The sequence below is a fragment of the Enterobacter chinensis genome (assembly GCF_034008295.1).
In the GTDB taxonomy this organism is placed as follows: Bacteria; Pseudomonadota; Gammaproteobacteria; order Enterobacterales; family Enterobacteriaceae; genus Enterobacter; species Enterobacter chinensis.
On the sequence record NZ_JARDVI010000007.1, the window covers coordinates 264,429 to 282,485 of the forward strand.

Below are 18,057 nucleotides of genomic sequence, written 5' to 3' on the forward strand. Positions count from 1 at the left end.
TTTTACCTACTGCACAGGACTCAACGTAATCTCTACGCGGCGGTTCTGTGCTTTACCTTCCGCCGTGCTGTTGCTGGCGATAGGGTTAGCTGGGCCCATTCCGCTGGTGCGGATGCGGTTCGCTTCAACGCCCTGGGTAATCAGCGAGCTGGCTACGGAATCGGCGCGCTGCTGAGACAGACGCATGTTCAGATCCTGGCTGCCGGTGCTGTCGGTGTAGCCCGTCACGTTCACGGCGGTCTTATTGTACTCTTTCAGCACCATCGCCACGCCGGTCAGGGTATTCGCGCCGGCCGGTTTCAGCGTTGCGCTGCTGCTGTCAAAGGTCACGTTGTTCGGCATGTTCAGGATGATGTTATCGCCGCTGCGGGTGACGCTCACGCCGGTGCCTTTCATTTTGTCGCGCAGTTTCGCTTCCTGCACGTCCATGTAATAACCGACGCCGCCGCCCAGTGCTGCCCCCGCCGCTGCGCCAATCAGTGCGCCTTTGCCGCGATCTTTCTTGGAGGAGGAGAGCGCCCCAACGCCTGCGCCGACCAGCGAGCCGATACCTGCACCGATACCGGATTTACCCGCTTCGCGTTCGCCGGTGTAAGGGTTGGTTGTGCAGCCAGAAACAGCCAGTGCACCGCTCACCAGAGCGGCAATAACGAGTACGCGTTTTTTCATCTTCTTTCCTTAATCCTTTTTATTCTTTGCCACGACGAGCGTGGCAGTTGATTATGACGTCCGGATACGGAGAAAATTCCGGGTATAACTCTGAAATTTGTGACAAACCATAAACTGCCTCAATAAGAAGGCCGTAAAACCTGCACGCAACCAGGAGCGCACGCTTGAGCACCTCAACAAAAACCATTCTGACCGCCGCCCACTGGGGGCCGATGCTGGTCGAAACCGACGGTGAAAATGTCCTGTCGTCTCGCGGGGCATTGCCAACCCAACATTCCAACTCTTTGCAGACCGTCGTTCGCGATCAGGTGCATAGCAAAACGCGCGTGCGCTGGCCGATGGTGCGTAAAGGTTTTCTGGCTTCGCCGGACAAGCCGCAGGGTATTCGCGGTCAGGATGAGTTTGTTCGCGTTAGCTGGGATGACGCGCTGGCGCTGATCCATACCCAGCACAAGCGCATCCGCGATACCTGGGGGCCATCCTCCATTTTTGCCGGATCCTACGGCTGGCGTTCTAACGGTGTGCTGCACAAGGCCTCGACGCTCCTGCAGCGCTATATGAGCCTGGCGGGAGGCTATACCGGTCATCTGGGGGATTACTCCACCGGTGCGGCGCAGGCAATCATGCCGTACGTCGTGGGGGGGAACGAAGTGTACCAGCAGCAGACCAGCTGGCCGCTGGTGCTGGAGCATACCGACGTAGTGGTGCTGTGGAGCGCCAATCCCCTTAACACATTGAAAATTGCCTGGAACGCCAGCGATGAGCAGGGCATTGGGTATTTCGACGCGCTGCGCAAAAGCGGTAAGCGCATCATCTGCATTGACCCGATGCGTTCTGAAACCATGGACTTCTTTGGCGACAGCGCCGAGTGGATTGCCCCGCATATGGGCACCGACGTGGCGATGATGCTGGGTATCGCCCATACGCTGGTAGAAAACGGCTGGCACGATGTCGAATTCCTGACGCGCTGCACCACCGGCTTCGATAAATTTGCTGAATATCTAATGGGTCAATCCGATGGGGTGGTAAAAACCGCAGAATGGGCGGCCGGGATTTGCGGCGTTCCTGCGGATAAACTCCGAGAACTGGCAGCGTTGTTCCATAAAAATACCACGATGTTAATGTCCGGATGGGGGATGCAGCGCCAGCAGTTTGGCGAGCAAAAACACTGGATGCTGGTGACGCTCGCCGCGATGCTCGGTCAGATCGGGACGCCGGGCGGGGGGTTTGGTCTCTCCTATCACTTCGCGAACGGCGGTAACCCCACTCGTAAAGCCGCCGTGCTGGCCTCTCTGCAGGGCTCGGTGCAGGGAGGCGTGGATGCCGTGGATAAAATTCCGGTGGCGCGTATTGTCGAAGCCCTGGAAAACCCGGGCGGTTTTTATCAGCACAACGGTCTGGACCGCCACTTCCCGGATATTAAATTTGTCTGGTGGGCGGGCGGGTCAAATTTCACACATCATCAGGATACCAACCGCCTGATCCGCGCCTGGCAGAAGCCGGAGCTGGTGGTGATTTCAGAGTGCTTCTGGACCGCCTCGGCCAAACACGCCGATATCGTTCTCCCGGCGACCACCTCGTTCGAGCGTAACGATCTCACCATGACCGGCGACTACAGCAACCAGCATATGGTCCCGATGAAGCGCGTCGTGGCCCCGCGTGATGAAGCGCGTGATGATTTCGACGTGTTTGCTGAACTGAGCGAGCGGTGGGAGGCGGGCGGCCGCGAGCGTTTCACCGAGGGGAAAACTGACCTCGAATGGCTGGAAACCTTCTATCAGATTGCCGGGCAGCGCGGCGCGGCGCAGGGCGTGACGCTTCCGCCATTCGCTGAGTTCTGGGAGGCGAACCAGATCGTCGAGATGCCGGAGAGCGAACAGAACGCGCAGTTTGTCCGTTTCGCTGATTTCCGCCGTGACCCGGAAAATCACCCGCTGAAAACCGAGAGCGGAAAGATGGTGATCTACAGCGAGCGCATCGCCAGCTTTGGGTATGCTGACTGCCCGCCACACCCTATGTGGCTCGAGCCGGACGAGTGGCACGGCAACGCCCGGCCGGAGCAGCTGCAGGTGTTGTCAGCCCATCCCGCACATCGTCTGCACAGCCAGCTTAACTACACGTCTCTGCGTGAGCAGTATGCGGTTGCAGGGCGAGAGCCGATTACGCTGAATACTCTCGATGCAAAAGCCCGCGGGATTGCCGACGGTGACGTGGTGCGCGTCTGGAACCATCGTGGACAGGTGCTGGCAGGGGCGGTGGTTAGCGACGGGATTAAACCGGGCGTGATTTGCATTCACCAGGGCGCATGGCCTGACCTTGAGCCAACCGAAGGCGGTATCTGTAAAAACGGGGCGGTTAACGTGCTGACCATAGATCTCCCCAGCTCGAAGCTGGGGAATGGTTGTGCAGGGAACACGGCGCTGGCCTGGGTCGAGAAATATCAGGGGCCCGAGCTTACCTTAACGGCGTTTGATCCGCCTGCCAGCTCATGATCCAGGTCGGGTGCTGAGTATCATCCTGCCAGGCGCTGTCTTCGATACGAAAGCCCTGCGCGTGGTAGAAATTCACCGCCCGGATATTTTTCTGGTACACCTCAAGGCTTAAGTGTGGGAAGCGCTGTTGAACGTGGTTCAGCAGCGCGCGCCCGATGCCTTTCCCGATGCACGTCGGTGCGACAAACAGTGCGCCAACAAACTGAGACTGCATCACGCTGATAAAACCGCATGGTTCGCCATCCTGTTCCCAGACCCAGGTTTCAGCTGACGGCAGGTAAACGTCCCGCACCATGGCCTCGTTCTCTTTCCAGTAGCTTGCCTCGATAAACGGATGCGCTTCTGCGGTGCTTTCAAGCCATAAGCTCAGAAGCGGCGCGGTATTCTCACTTTGCCATTTGCGGATCATGGTGGCCTCCCGGATGACAGAAGCAGCCGGTAACATGGTCGTTGACCAGGCCACAGGCCTGCATAAAGGCGTAGCAGATGGTGGAGCCGACAAACTTAAAGCCGCGTTTTTTCAGAGCCTTCGAGAGCGCATCCGAGGCCGGGGTGGAGGCGGGGATTTCCGCGAGCGTGGCGGCCTGCGTGACTTGCGGATCGTTATTCACAAACGTCCAGACAAAGTCTGAAAACGATTCGCCGTTTTGTTCCATTGCCAGGTAAGCGCGTGCGTTACCGATGATGGCCTGGATCTTACCCCGATGGCGGATGATGCCAGCATCCTGCACCAGTCGTTCCACGTCTTCATCGGTCATGGCGGCGACGGCGACAGGATCGAACTGGTGGAAGGCGTTGCGATAGTTTTCGCGTTTCTTCAGTACCGTAATCCATGACAAACCCGCCTGCTGGCCCTCCAGGCAGATCATCTCAAAGAGTTTTTTGCCATCGGTTTCCGGCACGCCCCATTCCCGATCGTGATAGTCGATATAAAGCTGATCCTGGCTTACCCAACCGCAACGTTCCATCCGTAATCTCCCTTATTGATACTGATTTCGCAAAATTTTCATCCAGACTGGCTTGACGTGTTTACTATAAAGACAATAGTTAATACAAGGGCTATAAGCTCTTCCTGAATAACGACAAATATCGCCGAATTCGGCTCTCTCTGGGGTCGCGTTGATGATGATAAAAAAAATCAGTGGTCGCCATGCTGTTTCTGGCCTGGTGGGAATTTCAGCCTGCCTGTTTTTTTGTAATACAGCGTCTGCCTGGCAACAGGAATATATCGTTTCAGATGCACAAAATAATACGGCGGAACGCTATACATGGGACGCGGATCACCAACCGCGTTATGAGGATATTCTTGCAGAGCGTATTCAGTCTTCACAAAATGCGCCTGGCCTTGCCCTGAATGTACCGTCTGGCACCACGATGGAAGCGGCGATGAGTGTGGGCTGGAATTTTCCGGTTTCAGCGCGTACCACCACCGGTCCGGTGGTGGCGTGGCGTTATGACGGCACGACTCCCATGATGATCAACGAGTTCGGTGATAGCGCGACGACGCAAGCACTCACCGACCCGCTCTGGCATGCCAGCGTCAGCACGCTGGGGTGGCGTGTGAATACCCAGTATGGCGATCTTCGTCCCTGGGCGCAGATTAGCTACAACCAGCAGTTTGGTGAAAACCAGTGGAAATCGCAGTTTGGCATGCCGCAAACGCCGGCCCCCGCGCAAAACGGTAGCTGGATGGATGTAACCGTTGGAACGGATATTCCGTTTAACACGCATGTTGCGGCCTATGCGTCGCTCGCCCAGGGGGAACATACCACCACCGGTGAAGAGTTTTTGTACACCCTGGGTGTCAGCGCGAATTTCTAGAGTTGTTACTTTTTTAAACGTTACGATAACATCCTGAATACAACAACCGCAGGGGTTACAGCGATAGCAGGCACTAACACACTATCGCTTTATTCCCGGCGCAGGTCATTCATTCCCGATTCCAGGCATTTCATTCCGTTCCGCCTGCATTTCATGCCGTTTTACCCCAGGCGTATTAAGGTTTTGTTTATTGTTGTCCTCAGCGAACTTCCTTAATTTCTCTTGCAGGACAACTGCCATGAACACATCAACTTATAACCGCACGCGCTGGCTCACGCTCTTTGGCACCATTGTCACCCAGTTTGCACTGGGCTCGGTTTATACCTGGAGTCTGTTTAACAGTGCGCTTTCCGACAAACTCGGTGCACCGGTCAGCCAGGTCGCGTTCTCCTTTGGCCTGCTGAGCCTGGGACTGGCGATTTCGTCTTCCGTTGCGGGCAAGCTGCAGGAGCGTTTCGGTGTGAAGCGTGTGACCATGGCGTCCGGCATTCTGTTGGGCGTAGGCTTTTTCCTGACGGCGCACTCCAGCAACCTGATGATGCTGTGGCTAAGCGCCGGCGTGCTGGTGGGGCTGGCCGATGGCGCAGGCTACCTGCTGACCCTGTCGAACTGCGTGAAGTGGTTCCCGGAGCGTAAGGGCTTGATCTCCGCATTTGCAATCGGTTCTTATGGTCTCGGCAGCCTTGGCTTCAAATTTATCGACTCCCATCTGCTGGCGTCCGTTGGCCTCGAAAAAACCTTCATGATCTGGGGCGTAATCGTGCTGGTGATGATTCTGTTCGGCGCCACGCTGATGACCGATGCGCCGCAGCAGGCGGTCAAAACCGTTAACGGCGTGGTGGAGAACGACTTCACCCTCGCGCAGTCCATGCGTAAACCGCAGTACTGGATGCTGGCGGTGATGTTCCTGACGGCCTGCATGAGCGGTCTGTATGTCATCGGTGTGGCGAAGGATATTGCCCAGGGGATGGTGAAACTGGATGCGGCCACGGCAGCCAATGCGGTGACTGTTATTTCCATTGCCAACCTCTCCGGTCGTCTGGTGCTCGGTATTCTGTCTGACAAAATCGCCCGTATCCGTGTGATTACGATTGGGCAGGTGGTTTCGCTGGTCGGTATGGCGGCTCTCCTGTTTGCCCCGCTGAACGAAGCGACCTTCTTTGCGGCGATTGCCTGCGTGGCCTTTAACTTTGGCGGCACTATTACCGTCTTCCCGTCACTGGTGAGCGAGTTCTTTGGCCTGAACAATCTGGCGAAAAACTACGGCGTTATCTATCTGGGCTTCGGGATTGGCAGTATCTGCGGTTCGCTGATTGCTTCCCTGTTCGGTGGGTTCTACGTGACTTTCTGTGTGATATTTGCCTTGTTGATTATTTCTCTGGCGCTCTCTACCACAATTCGCCAGCCGCAACGCGAAGTTTTCAAAGAAGTTCATGCATAATGACGACGAGAAAGGCCGGTAATCCGGCCTTTTCCTTATGTAAAAAATGCAGCGTTGACTCAATCGCTAAATTCCAGATTCGTTTTTTTGTAAATAACTGTACCGATCACACACTCTGCTGCCACTTTTTCCCATCCCTGTGGTCTACTTACCACGCCTGTAGACGTTTCATTGAACGATCCCCTGAGCGTATGTTTAATCTGCCCACTTTTTAATCGAGGTGAGCGGCGGTACTGTCCCTTTTTCCGGGTAGCTTGCATGAAATACATTAAATCGATGGCGCAACAAAAGCTCTGCTTTTTGCTGGCGTTGTACATCGGCCTGTTTATGAATGGCGCAGTTTTTTTCCGTCGGTTTGACGGTTATGCGCAAGATTTTACCGTCTGGAAAGGAATTGCAGCGGTTGTCGAATTGGTCGCCGCGGTACTGGTCACCTTCTTTTTATTCCGTATTCTTACTCTGTTTGGTCGTCGCGTATGGCGAGTGCTGGCAACGTTTATCGTGCTGTGCTCGGCGGGGGCCAGCTATTACATGACCTTTATGAACGTGGTTATCGGCTACGGCATTATTGCCTCGGTGATGACCACGGATATCGATCTCTCTAAAGAGGTCGTGGGGTTGCACTTTATTCTCTGGGTGGTGGCGGTCAGTGCCTTACCGCTGCTGCTCATCTGGAGTAACCGCTGCCGGTACACGCTGGTTCACCAGATCCGCACGCCAGGAAAACGTTTCAGAAGTGTCGCGATAGTCCTGCTGGCCGGTCTGATGGTCTGGGGGCCAATTCGTCTGCTGGAGGTGAAGCAGAAGTATGATGAGCGTACCTCCGGCGTGGATATGCCAAGCTACGGCGGCGTGGTTGCCAACTCGTATTTACCGTCTAACTGGATCTCCGCGCTGGGGCTGTATGCGTGGGCGCAGGTGGATGAGTCTTCTGATAATAAATCGCTGATGAACCCAGCGAAGAAGTTTACCTATGTCCCGCCAAAAGATATCGATGATACCTATATCGTCTTTATCATCGGGGAAACCACGCGCTGGGATCATATGGGCATTCTTGGCTATAACCGCGATACAACCCCAAAACTGGCGCAAGAGAAAAACCTGATTGCCTATCGCGGCTACTCCTGTGATACCGCCACCAAGCTCTCCTTACGCTGCATGTTTGTACGTGAGGGAGGGGCGAGCGATAACCCACAGCGTACGCTGAAAGAGCAAAACGTCTTCTCGGTGCTTCATCAGCTTGGGTTTACATCTGACCTCTATGCGATGCAGAGCGAGATGTGGTTCTACAGCAACACCATGGCGCAGAATATTTCCTACCGCGAGCAGATTGGCGCGGAGGCGCGTAACCGTGGTAAGCCCGTCGATGACATGCTGCTGATTGATGAGATGAAATTGTCTCTCAACGGTAACCCGGATGGTAAGCACATGATTATCCTGCATACCAAAGGGTCGCACTTTAACTACACGCAACGCTACCCGCGTAGCTTTGCGAAATGGACGCCGGAATGTGTCGGGGTGGACAAAGACTGCACCAAAGAGCAGCTGATTAACTCCTACGACAACTCCGTGACGTATGTGGATCACTTTATTGATACGGTGATTGACCAGGTGCGTGATAAGAAAGCGATTGTGTTCTATGCGGCGGACCACGGTGAATCCATCAATGAATTCGAGCATCTGCACGGTACGCCACGTAAGATGGCGCCGCCGGAGCAGTTCCGTGTACCTATGATGGTGTGGATGTCTGACAAGTATCTGGAAGATCCTGAGAAAGCGAAGATGTTTGCTCACCTGAAGAAAGAGGCGGATATGAAGGTGCCGCGTCGTCACGTTGAGCTGTACGACACCATTTTAGGCTGCCTGGGATACACCTCTCCAGACGGTGGTCTTAACGAAAATAACAACTGGTGCAAACTCCCTGAAAGCAGCCAGAAAGCCGCGCAGTAGCTCGCCTGGCGAGAATATCGCCAGTTGAATGGCTTTTTGAAAATAAGGGATTGACGGGGGCGCACCCCAGCAGTAAGATGCGCTCCGCATTCGGCGAGTAGCGCAGCTTGGTAGCGCAACTGGTTTGGGACCAGTGGGTCGGAGGTTCGAATCCTCTCTCGCCGACCACATTCTGAAAAGGGCTAATCGCAAGGTTAGCCCTTTTTGCATTATGACCTTAGCCCGCCAGAGTCATCAAAACACCCCTTAGACCTGCTTCTCCCTGCCTGTTAACGATTTTGTGACATAATCCATTGTATTTTTTTATATATAGATTGATCTTTTTTCGCGTTGCTTATGGATAACCTCAGCATTTTTCGCTGTGCGTTTTAACGTTCGCGGTATTTAGTGCTCAGATAATCACCATTCTGCAAGAAAATTTACCCATTCTGAATAAAAGTTAATCACTGACTGTCGCTAAATATGAAGATATTTGTGCTGCAAGATAGCGAGTAGCATAAATTTCCCTGCTGAAAACTGGCATACATGGTTTTTTTAATCTTTGTTTGCGGTTTCTCACACTCAGCGTAAATCCCCGTCACCTGTATTGACGTTTTCACATTCTGTTGACAGATTGTAGGGCATGAGGGGCATTTCAGGGACGATCTGCGCTGCAACTCAAACGCTCTTCTGAAAGGATTCTCCATCCCTTTAAAGCCTTCGGGCATCACCGACCGGACCGGGTAAAAAATAAATAAAGGTCTGGCGGCGTAACACAACAAAGCAAAACATCACATTGGAGCAGAATAATGAGTATTTCCTTGAAGAAGTCAGGGATGCTGAAGCTTGGTCTGAGCCTGGTGGCTATGACCGTGGCAGCAAGCGTACAGGCAAAAACCCTGGTTTACTGTTCTGAAGGCTCGCCGGAAGGCTTTAACCCACAGCTCTTTACCTCTGGTACGACTTACGACGCAAGCTCTGTACCGATCTATAACCGTCTGGTTGAATTCAAAACCGGTACCACGGAAGTGATTCCGGGTCTGGCCGAGAAGTGGGAGGTCAGCGAAGACGGTAAAACCTATACCTTCCACCTGCGCCAGGGCGTGAAGTGGCAGGACAACAAAGAATTCAAACCGACGCGCGATCTTAACGCCGACGACGTTGTGTTCTCCTTCGACCGTCAGAAAAATGCCCAGAACCCGTACCACAAAGTTTCTGGCGGGAGCTATGAATACTTCGAAGGGATGGGTCTGCCAGACCTGATCTCTGAAGTGAAAAAAGTTGACGATAAAACGGTTCAGTTCGTACTGACTCGCCCGGAAGCGCCATTCCTGGCTGACCTGGCCATGGACTTCGCCTCTATTCTGTCCAAAGAGTATGCGGACAACATGCTGAAAGCCGGTACGCCGGAGAAAGTCGACCTGAACCCAATCGGTACCGGTCCATTCCAGCTGCTGCAGTACCAGAAAGACTCCCGTATTCTGTACAAAGCGTTTGAAGGCTTCTGGGGCACCAAGCCGAAGATCGACCGTCTGGTCTTCTCCATCACGCCTGATGCGTCAGTGCGTTATGCAAAACTGCAGAAAAACGAATGTCAGGTTATGCCATACCCGAACCCGGCTGACATCGCGCGCATGAAGCAGGATAAAAACATCAACCTGCTGGAACAGGCGGGTCTGAACGTGGGCTACCTCTCCTTCAACACCGAGAAGAAACCGTTTGATGACGTGAAAGTGCGTCAGGCTCTGACGTATGCGGTGAACAAAGAAGCGATCATCAAGGCGGTGTATCAGGGTGCTGGCGTTGCAGCTAAAAACCTGATCCCACCAACCATGTGGGGCTATAACGACGACGTTAAAGACTACAGCTACGATCCTGAGAAAGCGAAAGCGCTGCTGAAAGAAGCGGGCCAGGATAAAGGCTTTACCGTTGAGCTGTGGGCGATGCCTGTTCAGCGTCCGTACAACCCGAACGCACGCCGTATGGCAGAAATGGTTCAGGCTGACTGGGCGAAGATTGGCGTTCAGGCCAAGATTGTGACCTACGAGTGGGGCGAGTATCTGAAGCGTGCCAAAGCGGGTGAACACCAGGCGGTAATGATGGGCTGGACCGGTGATAACGGGGATCCGGACAACTTCTTCGCCACCCTGTTCAGCTGCGCGGCGGCGAAAGACGGCTCTAACTACTCTCGCTGGTGCTACAAGCCGTTTGAAGACCTGATCCAGCCGGCGCGTGCAACCGACGATCACAACAAACGTATTGAACTGTACAAACAGGCTCAGGTTGTTATGCACGATCAGGCTCCGGCGCTGATTGTTGCTCACTCCACCGTGTACGAGCCAGTGCGTAAAGAAGTGAAAGGCTACGTGGTTGATCCACTGGGCAAACACCACTTCGAAAACGTATCTGTTGAATAATTAAAAGCAACGCCAGGCGGCGCTGCGCTTGCACTGGCCTACGGTATGTAGGCCGGGTAAGCGTAGCGCCACCCGGCAGCAGTGCTTTATTCCCTCTCTAAAAGGGGAGGGAATAAGATTTGTGAGCAATACAGACGCCACGCCATTGGTTGTGCGTCATCAGAGAGAATCCGGGTTATGTTGCAGTTCATCCTCCGACGTCTGGGACTTGTTATCCCCACGTTTATCGGTATCACCCTTCTCACTTTTGCCTTCGTCCATATGATCCCCGGCGACCCGGTAATGATTATGGCGGGTGAGCGTGGTATTTCCCCTGAGCGCCATGCACAGCTGCTGGCTGAGCTCGGCCTCGATAAGCCGATGTGGCAGCAGTACCTCCATTATATTTGGGGCGTCATGCACGGCGATTTAGGGATTTCGCTGAAAAGCCGTCTTCCGGTGTGGGACGAGTTCGTGCCGCGTTTTAAAGCGACACTCGAGCTTGGCGTCTGCGCCATGATTTTCGCCACAGCGGTGGGCATTCCTGTTGGGGTGCTGGCTGCCGTTAAGCGTGGCTCTATTTTTGACCATACTGCCGTGGGCCTGGCGCTGACCGGCTACTCCATGCCTATCTTCTGGTGGGGCATGATGCTGATTATGCTGGTATCGGTGCAGCTTAACCTGACACCGGTCTCCGGGCGCGTCAGCGATATGGTCTTCCTGGATGACTCCAACCCGCTCACCGGCTTTATGCTGATTGATACGGCAATCTGGGGTGAAGAGGGCAACTTTATTGATGCCATCGCGCATATGATCCTGCCTGCCATGGTGCTGGGCACCATTCCTCTGGCGGTGATCGTGCGTATGACCCGTTCATCCATGCTGGAAGTGCTGGGTGAGGATTATATCCGCACCGCGCGCGCCAAGGGCCTGACGCGCATGCGCGTCATCATCGTTCATGCGCTGCGTAACGCCATGCTGCCGGTGGTGACCGTTATTGGTCTGCAGGTGGGGACACTGCTGGCAGGGGCGATCCTGACCGAAACCATCTTCTCCTGGCCGGGTCTCGGCCGCTGGCTGATTGACGCGCTGCAACGCCGTGACTATCCGGTTGTGCAGGGCGGTGTACTGCTGGTCGCGACGATGATTATCCTCGTCAACCTGCTGGTCGATTTGCTGTACGGCGTGGTGAACCCGCGTATTCGTCATAGGAAGTAAGGGGCCATCATGTCACAAGTAACTCAAAATAAAGTGGTCGCAGCACCGGTGCCAATGACGCCGCTGCAGGAATTCTGGCACTACTTCAAACGCAATAAAGGTGCGGTAGTCGGGCTGGCGTATGTCGTCATCATGATTCTGATCGCGGTGTTTGCGAACGTCCTGGCGCCGTATAACCCGGCGGACCAGTTCCGCGATGCGCTGTTGGCCCCCCCTGCGTGGCAGGATGGCGGTAGCCTGACGCACCTGTTAGGTACCGATGATGTGGGCCGCGATGTGCTGTCGCGTCTGATGTACGGCGCGCGTCTGTCGCTGCTGGTCGGCTGCCTGGTGGTGGTGTTGTCCCTGATTATGGGGATCGTGCTCGGTCTGGTTGCCGGTTACTTCGGCGGTATCGTTGATAACATCATCATGCGTATCGTCGATATTATGCTGGCGCTGCCAAGTCTGCTGCTGGCGCTGGTGCTGGTGGCAATCTTCGGCCCGTCAATTGGTAACGCCGCGCTGGCGTTGACCTTCGTGGCGCTCCCTCACTACGTACGTTTAACCCGTGCGGCGGTGCTGGTGGAAGTGAACCGCGATTACGTCACGGCGTCTCGCGTGGCGGGGGCGGGTGCGATGCGCCAGATGTTCGTCAATATTTTCCCTAACTGCCTTGCGCCGCTGATTGTTCAGGCGTCGCTCGGTTTCTCTAACGCCATTCTTGATATGGCCGCTCTTGGCTTCCTGGGCATGGGTGCGCAACCGCCAACACCGGAGTGGGGCACCATGCTCTCCGACGTGTTGCAGTTCGCACAAAGCGCCTGGTGGGTTGTCACCTTCCCGGGTCTGGCAATCCTGCTGACGGTGCTGGCATTTAACCTGATGGGTGATGGTCTGCGTGATGCACTTGATCCCAAACTGAAGCAGTAAGAGGCACGAGATGGCGTTATTAAATGTAGATAAATTATCGGTGCACTTCGGGGATGAAGGCACTCCGTTTCGCGCCGTGGACCGCATCAGCTACAGCGTAAATCAGGGCGAAGTGGTTGGCATTGTCGGGGAATCCGGTTCCGGTAAGTCAGTCAGTTCACTGGCGATCATGGGGCTGATTGATTACCCGGGCCGCGTGATGGCGGAAAACCTGCAGTTCAACGGTCAGGACCTGAAGCGCATTTCTGAAAAGCAGCGCCGCCAGCTGGTGGGCGCGGAAGTGGCGATGATTTTCCAGGACCCGATGACCAGCCTGAACCCTTGCTACACCGTCGGTTTCCAGATTATGGAAGCCATTAAGGTGCATCAGGGCGGGAATAAGAAAACCCGTCGCCAGCGCGCGATCGATCTGCTGAACCTGGTGGGGATCCCTGACCCGGCATCGCGTCTGGACGTTTACCCGCATCAGCTTTCCGGTGGGATGAGCCAGCGCGTGATGATCGCGATGGCGATTGCCTGTCGACCAAAACTGCTGATTGCGGATGAACCGACGACGGCGCTGGATGTGACCATTCAGGCGCAAATCATCGAACTGCTGCTGGAGCTGCAGCAGAAAGAGAATATGGCGCTGGTGCTGATTACACACGACCTGGCGCTGGTGGCCGAAGCGGCGCACAAAATCATCGTGATGTATGCCGGCCAGGTGGTCGAGACCGGCAGTTCGCACGATATCTTCCGCGCGCCACGTCACCCGTATACCCAGGCGCTTTTACGTGCGCTGCCAGAGTTTGCCCAGGACAAAGCGCGTCTGGCGTCTCTGCCGGGCGTGGTGCCGGGTAAATATGACCGTCCGCAGGGTTGTCTGCTTAATCCGCGCTGTCCGTATGCGACAGATAAATGCCGGGCAGAAGAGCCTGAGCTGAATCAGCTTGCTGACGGTCGTCAGTCGAAATGCCATTACCCACTCGATGATGCCGGGAGGCCAACACTATGAGTACGCAACAGGCCACCACGCAACAACCGCTGTTGCAGGCCATCGACCTGAAAAAATACTACCCGGTGAAGAAGGGGCTGTTTGCCCCTGAGCGCCTGGTGAAGGCACTGGACGGCGTCTCCTTTAATCTCGAACGCGGTAAAACGCTGGCGGTGGTGGGGGAGTCAGGCTGCGGCAAATCCACGCTGGGCCGTCTGCTGACGATGATTGAAGTGCCGACCGGCGGGGAGCTCTATTATCAGGGGCAGGATCTGCTCAAGCACGATCCGCAGGCGCAGAAGCTGCGTCGCCAGAAAATCCAGATTGTATTCCAGAACCCGTATGGTTCTTTGAACCCGCGTAAAAAAGTGGGGCAGATTCTGGAAGAGCCGCTGCTGATTAACAGCAATCTGAGTAAAGAGCAGCGACGTGAAAAAGCCCTGGCGATGATGGCGAAGGTCGGCCTTAAAACCGAGCATTATGACCGCTACCCGCACATGTTCTCCGGCGGCCAGCGTCAGCGTATCGCTATCGCGCGGGGCCTGATGCTCGATCCGGACGTGGTGATTGCCGATGAGCCGGTGTCGGCGCTCGACGTTTCCGTCCGTGCTCAGGTGCTGAACCTGATGATGGATCTGCAGCAGGAGCTGGGGTTGTCTTATGTGTTCATTTCCCACGACCTGTCGGTGGTAGAGCACATTGCCGATGAGGTGATGGTGATGTACCTGGGGCGCTGCGTGGAGAAGGGGACCAAAGATCAAATCTTTAATAATCCTCGTCACCCGTATACCCAGGCGCTGCTGTCTGCGACGCCGCGTCTGAACCCGGACGATCGTCGTGAGCGTATTAAGCTGACGGGTGAACTGCCAAGCCCGCTGAATCCACCGCCGGGGTGTGCATTCAACGCGCGCTGCAGTCGCCGCTTTGGCCCTTGCACCCAGCTACAGCCTCAGTTGAAGGATTATGGTGGTCAACTGGTTGCCTGCTTCGCGGTCGATCAGGATGAAAATGGCGAGAAGCCACATGCATAAAGTAAAAAACCGGCGCTAAGCCGGTTTTTTTTATGTCTGCTTTGTTATTTCCGCAAGCGAATCTGGTCGACCGCGTGCTTCTCGCTCTTGGTGAGGATCAGGCTCGCGCGCTCGCGCGTCGGCAGGATGTTCTCTTTGAGGTTTACGTAGTTGATCTCATTCCAGAGTCCTGTTGCCACATTGATCGCTTCTTCTTCAGAAAGCTGAGCATAGTGATGGAAATAGGAATCCGGGTCAGTGAACGCCCCTTCACGGAACTTCAGGAAGCGGTTGATGTACCAGTTCTGCAGCAAGTCTTCCGGCGCATCGACATAAATAGAGAAATCGACGAAATCTGAGACAAAGACATGATGCGGATCGTGAGGATAGTCCATCCCGCTTTGCAGCACGTTTAACCCTTCCAGAATCAGGATGTCTGGCTGCACAACCGTTTTGTCTCCACCCGGGATGCGGTCGTAGATCAGATGCGAATAGACCGGCGCAGTCACGTGAGGCACGCCAGATTTCAGGTCAGAGACAAATTTCACCAGACGGTGCATATCATAAGACAGCGGGAAGCCCTTCTTCTTCATCAGCCCGCGTTCTTTTAATACTTCGTTCGGATGCAGGAAGCCGTCTGTTGTGATCAGCTCCACGCTGCGGTGTTCTGGCCAACGGCTCAATAGTGCCTGCAGGACACGCGCGGTGGTGCTTTTACCCACGGCCACGCTGCCTGCAATACTAATGATATAAGGAATGCGTTGACCGTTCGTCCCGAGGAACTGCTCCAGCACAGCCTGACGGCGCAGGTTGGAGCTGATATAGAAGTTAAGCAAGCGAGAGAGGGGGAGATAAATCTCTGCCACCTCTTCCAGGGACAGATCTTCGTTTATCCCTTTTAACCGTGCGATTTCACCTTCCGTCAGCGTCATAGGGACGGAATCACGCAGGGCAGCCCACTGACTGCGGTTAAAGTGAAGATAAGGCGTCATTAACGTTTGCTCTTTTTTGCTCATAAGCATGCTTCAGTGAGCCAGCATCACACTGCCGGATCATGGCTCATCACACAGTTAATTTTGGACAATGGGCAGGAGGTTAACACCAGATGACAGGAATAATAAGAAAAAAGATGGATAGCGCTGCGTTACGCGCAAGCCGTCACGCTACGGTGTATACGGTGCAAACCACGCTAATATGTTGGATATTTGACCGTGAATGACTACTTTTACAGCGCCTGGCACGTTGTTCGGATAAAATGTGAGCGAAAGAACGTTTTATGCAAATTTTTAGTTGCATGACCGCGCAGGTATCCATAGAATGCGCGCTACTTGATGCCGACTTAGCTCAGTAGGTAGAGCAACTGACTTGTAATCAGTAGGTCACCAGTTCGATTCCGGTAGTCGGCACCATCAAGTCCGGTGGGGTTCCCGAGCGGCCAAAGGGAGCAGACTGTAAATCTGCCGTCACAGACTTCGAAGGTTCGAATCCTTCCCCCACCACCACTTTCTGGCAGCGTTAATGCAGCCGGAGCTGGTTGGAAAAATTAGCCAGCTCAAACTGAAAAAGAGAGAAATCTCTTTTTTTGTTACAGAAAGAACTGGGTAGCCGAGTTTCAGGATGCGGGCATCGTATAATGGCTATTACCTCAGCCTTCCAAGCTGATGATGCGGGTTCGATTCCCGCTGCCCGCTCCAATACGTGCTGATATGGCTCAGTTGGTAGAGCGCACCCTTGGTAAGGGTGAGGTCCCCAGTTCGACTCTGGGTATCAGCACCACTTCACTTCTCCTTCCCGTTTCTCTCTGTTTCAATTTTACTGTATTCAACAATTCAGGCATTTCGCCTGGTTGATGTGGTGATATCACCGATTTATCCGTGTCTTAGAGGGACAATCGATGTCTAAAGAAAAGTTTGAACGTACAAAACCGCACGTTAACGTCGGTACTATCGGCCACGTTGACCATGGTAAAACAACGCTGACCGCTGCAATCACTACCGTTCTGGCAAAAACCTACGGTGGTTCTGCTCGTGCATTCGACCAGATCGATAACGCACCAGAAGAAAAAGCTCGTGGTATCACCATCAACACTTCCCACGTTGAATATGACACCCCGACTCGCCACTACGCACACGTAGACTGCCCAGGCCACGCCGACTATGTTAAAAACATGATCACCGGTGCTGCGCAGATGGACGGCGCGATCCTGGTTGTTGCTGCGACTGACGGCCCTATGCCTCAGACTCGTGAGCACATCCTGCTGGGTCGTCAGGTAGGCGTTCCTTTCATCATCGTGTTCCTGAACAAATGCGACATGGTTGATGATGAAGAGCTGCTGGAACTGGTAGAGATGGAAGTTCGTGAACTGCTGTCTCAGTACGATTTCCCAGGCGACGATACCCCAATCGTTCGTGGTTCTGCTCTGAAAGCGCTGGAAGGCGACGCAGAGTGGGAAGCGAAAATCATCGAACTGGCTGGCTTCCTGGATTCTTACATCCCAGAACCAGAGCGTGCGATTGACAAGCCATTCCTGCTGCCAATCGAAGACGTATTCTCCATCTCCGGTCGTGGTACCGTTGTTACCGGTCGTGTAGAGCGCGGTATCATCAAAGTTGGCGAAGAAGTTGAAATCGTTGGTATCAAAGAGACTGCGAAGTCTACCTGTACTGGCGTTGAAATGTTCCGCAAACTGCTGGACGAAGGCCGTGCTGGTGAGAACGTTGGTGTTCTGCTGCGTGGTATCAAACGTGAAGAAATCGAACGTGGTCAGGTACTGGCGAAGCCAGGCTCAATCAAGCCACACACCAAGTTCGAATCTGAAGTGTACATTCTGTCCAAAGACGAAGGCGGCCGTCATACTCCGTTCTTCAAAGGCTACCGTCCACAGTTCTACTTCCGTACAACTGACGTGACCGGTACCATCGAACTGCCAGAAGGCGTTGAGATGGTAATGCCAGGCGACAACATCAAGATGGTTGTGACTCTGATCCACCCAATCGCGATGGACGACGGTCTGCGTTTCGCAATCCGTGAAGGCGGCCGTACCGTTGGTGCGGGCGTGGTTGCTAAAGTTCTCAGCTAATTGCTGATAACATTTGACGCAATGCGCATGAAAAGGGCATCATTTGATGCCCTTTTTGCACGCTTTCACATCAGAACCTGGCTCATCAGTGATTATTTTTGTCATAATCATTGCTGA

Annotated in this window: 14 protein-coding genes and 5 tRNA genes; 15 read left to right on the plus strand and 4 right to left on the minus strand. The window is 54.3% G+C overall.

Annotation, left to right across the window (positions count from 1 at the left end; translation table 11 throughout):
• Positions 1–6: 6 nt before the first annotated feature.
• Positions 7–669 carry an OmpA family lipoprotein gene (locus PYW49_RS20330; protein ID WP_320387362.1) on the minus strand — a complete coding sequence of 221 codons (663 nt, stop codon included), beginning with the start codon at positions 667–669 and terminating at the stop codon, positions 7–9.
• Between the two features lie 212 nt (positions 670–881).
• Between PYW49_RS20330 and PYW49_RS20335 the strand changes: the two genes are divergently transcribed.
• Positions 882–3,161: a molybdopterin guanine dinucleotide-containing S/N-oxide reductase gene (locus PYW49_RS20335; RefSeq protein ID WP_320387387.1), complete on the plus strand. Its 2,280-nt coding sequence runs from the start codon at positions 882–884 to the stop codon at positions 3,159–3,161.
• Here the strand turns inward: PYW49_RS20335 and PYW49_RS20340 are convergent.
• Together PYW49_RS20340 and tag are read right to left on the minus strand one after the other, a co-directional pair.
• The gene (locus PYW49_RS20340) at positions 3,124–3,570 is read right to left on the minus strand and encodes an N-acetyltransferase (protein WP_134348415.1); all 447 of its coding nucleotides are present in this window, start codon (positions 3,568–3,570) and stop codon (positions 3,124–3,126) included. The two genes, PYW49_RS20335 and PYW49_RS20340, sit on opposite strands and share 38 nt — an antisense overlap.
• Positions 3,548–4,129 (minus strand): DNA-3-methyladenine glycosylase I, encoded by a 582-nt coding sequence (gene tag / locus PYW49_RS20345; RefSeq protein ID WP_024909083.1) that lies wholly within the window; start codon positions 4,127–4,129, stop codon positions 3,548–3,550. Before tag ends, PYW49_RS20340 begins: the two co-directional genes overlap by 23 nt.
• A gap of 154 nt (positions 4,130–4,283) precedes the next feature.
• Between tag and PYW49_RS20350 the strand changes: the two genes are divergently transcribed.
• The 9 genes from PYW49_RS20350 (at position 4,284) to dppF (ending at position 14,882) form a co-directional block, all read left to right on the plus strand.
• The gene (locus PYW49_RS20350) at positions 4,284–4,982 is read left to right on the plus strand and encodes an autotransporter domain-containing protein (protein WP_320387363.1); all 699 of its coding nucleotides are present in this window, start codon (positions 4,284–4,286) and stop codon (positions 4,980–4,982) included.
• A gap of 238 nt (positions 4,983–5,220) precedes the next feature.
• Entirely contained in the window at positions 5,221–6,423 is a 1,203-nt protein-coding gene (locus PYW49_RS20355) for an L-lactate MFS transporter (protein WP_134348418.1), read from the plus strand.
• A 258-nt stretch (positions 6,424–6,681) separates the two neighbouring features.
• Positions 6,682–8,373, plus strand: coding sequence for a kdo(2)-lipid A phosphoethanolamine 7''-transferase (gene eptB, locus PYW49_RS20360; protein ID WP_320387364.1), 1,692 nt, complete (start codon positions 6,682–6,684; stop codon positions 8,371–8,373).
• Positions 8,374–8,464: 91 nt separating this feature from the next.
• Positions 8,465–8,541 (plus strand) — tRNA-Pro (locus PYW49_RS20365).
• A gap of 620 nt (positions 8,542–9,161) precedes the next feature.
• Positions 9,162–10,769, plus strand: coding sequence for a dipeptide ABC transporter periplasmic-binding protein DppA (gene dppA, locus PYW49_RS20370; RefSeq protein ID WP_047347644.1), 1,608 nt, complete (start codon positions 9,162–9,164; stop codon positions 10,767–10,769).
• A 177-nt stretch (positions 10,770–10,946) separates the two neighbouring features.
• Positions 10,947–11,966, plus strand: a complete 1,020-nt coding sequence (dppB, locus tag PYW49_RS20375) for a dipeptide ABC transporter permease DppB (RefSeq protein ID WP_320387365.1) — start codon at positions 10,947–10,949, stop codon at positions 11,964–11,966.
• 9 nt (positions 11,967–11,975) lie between these two features.
• Positions 11,976–12,878 carry a dipeptide ABC transporter permease DppC gene (gene dppC / locus PYW49_RS20380; protein WP_063957891.1) on the plus strand — a complete coding sequence of 301 codons (903 nt, stop codon included), beginning with the start codon at positions 11,976–11,978 and terminating at the stop codon, positions 12,876–12,878.
• A 10-nt stretch (positions 12,879–12,888) separates the two neighbouring features.
• Positions 12,889–13,872 carry a dipeptide ABC transporter ATP-binding protein gene (gene dppD, locus PYW49_RS20385; RefSeq protein WP_134348422.1) on the plus strand — a complete coding sequence of 328 codons (984 nt, stop codon included), beginning with the start codon at positions 12,889–12,891 and terminating at the stop codon, positions 13,870–13,872.
• The gene (gene dppF, locus PYW49_RS20390) at positions 13,869–14,882 is read left to right on the plus strand and encodes a dipeptide ABC transporter ATP-binding subunit DppF (RefSeq protein WP_032644494.1); all 1,014 of its coding nucleotides are present in this window, start codon (positions 13,869–13,871) and stop codon (positions 14,880–14,882) included. Before dppD ends, dppF begins: the two co-directional genes overlap by 4 nt.
• A gap of 44 nt (positions 14,883–14,926) precedes the next feature.
• Here the strand turns inward: dppF and coaA are convergent, their stop codons facing one another.
• Positions 14,927–15,877 carry a type I pantothenate kinase gene (gene coaA / locus PYW49_RS20395; RefSeq protein ID WP_021242480.1) on the minus strand — a complete coding sequence of 317 codons (951 nt, stop codon included), beginning with the start codon at positions 15,875–15,877 and terminating at the stop codon, positions 14,927–14,929.
• Positions 15,878–16,194: 317 nt separating this feature from the next.
• Here coaA and PYW49_RS20400 point away from each other — a divergent pair.
• The 5 genes from PYW49_RS20400 to tuf all read left to right on the plus strand — a co-directional run bounded on the left by PYW49_RS20400 (position 16,195) and on the right by tuf (position 17,940).
• Positions 16,195–16,270 (plus strand) — tRNA-Thr (locus PYW49_RS20400).
• A gap of 8 nt (positions 16,271–16,278) precedes the next feature.
• Positions 16,279–16,363: transfer RNA gene (locus tag PYW49_RS20405), tRNA-Tyr, on the plus strand.
• A gap of 117 nt (positions 16,364–16,480) precedes the next feature.
• Positions 16,481–16,555 (plus strand) — tRNA-Gly (locus PYW49_RS20410).
• A gap of 6 nt (positions 16,556–16,561) precedes the next feature.
• Positions 16,562–16,637: transfer RNA gene (locus PYW49_RS20415), tRNA-Thr, on the plus strand.
• Between the two features lie 118 nt (positions 16,638–16,755).
• Entirely contained in the window at positions 16,756–17,940 is a 1,185-nt protein-coding gene (gene tuf, locus PYW49_RS20420) for an elongation factor Tu (protein WP_320387366.1), read from the plus strand.
• Positions 17,941–18,057 lie beyond the last annotated feature (117 nt).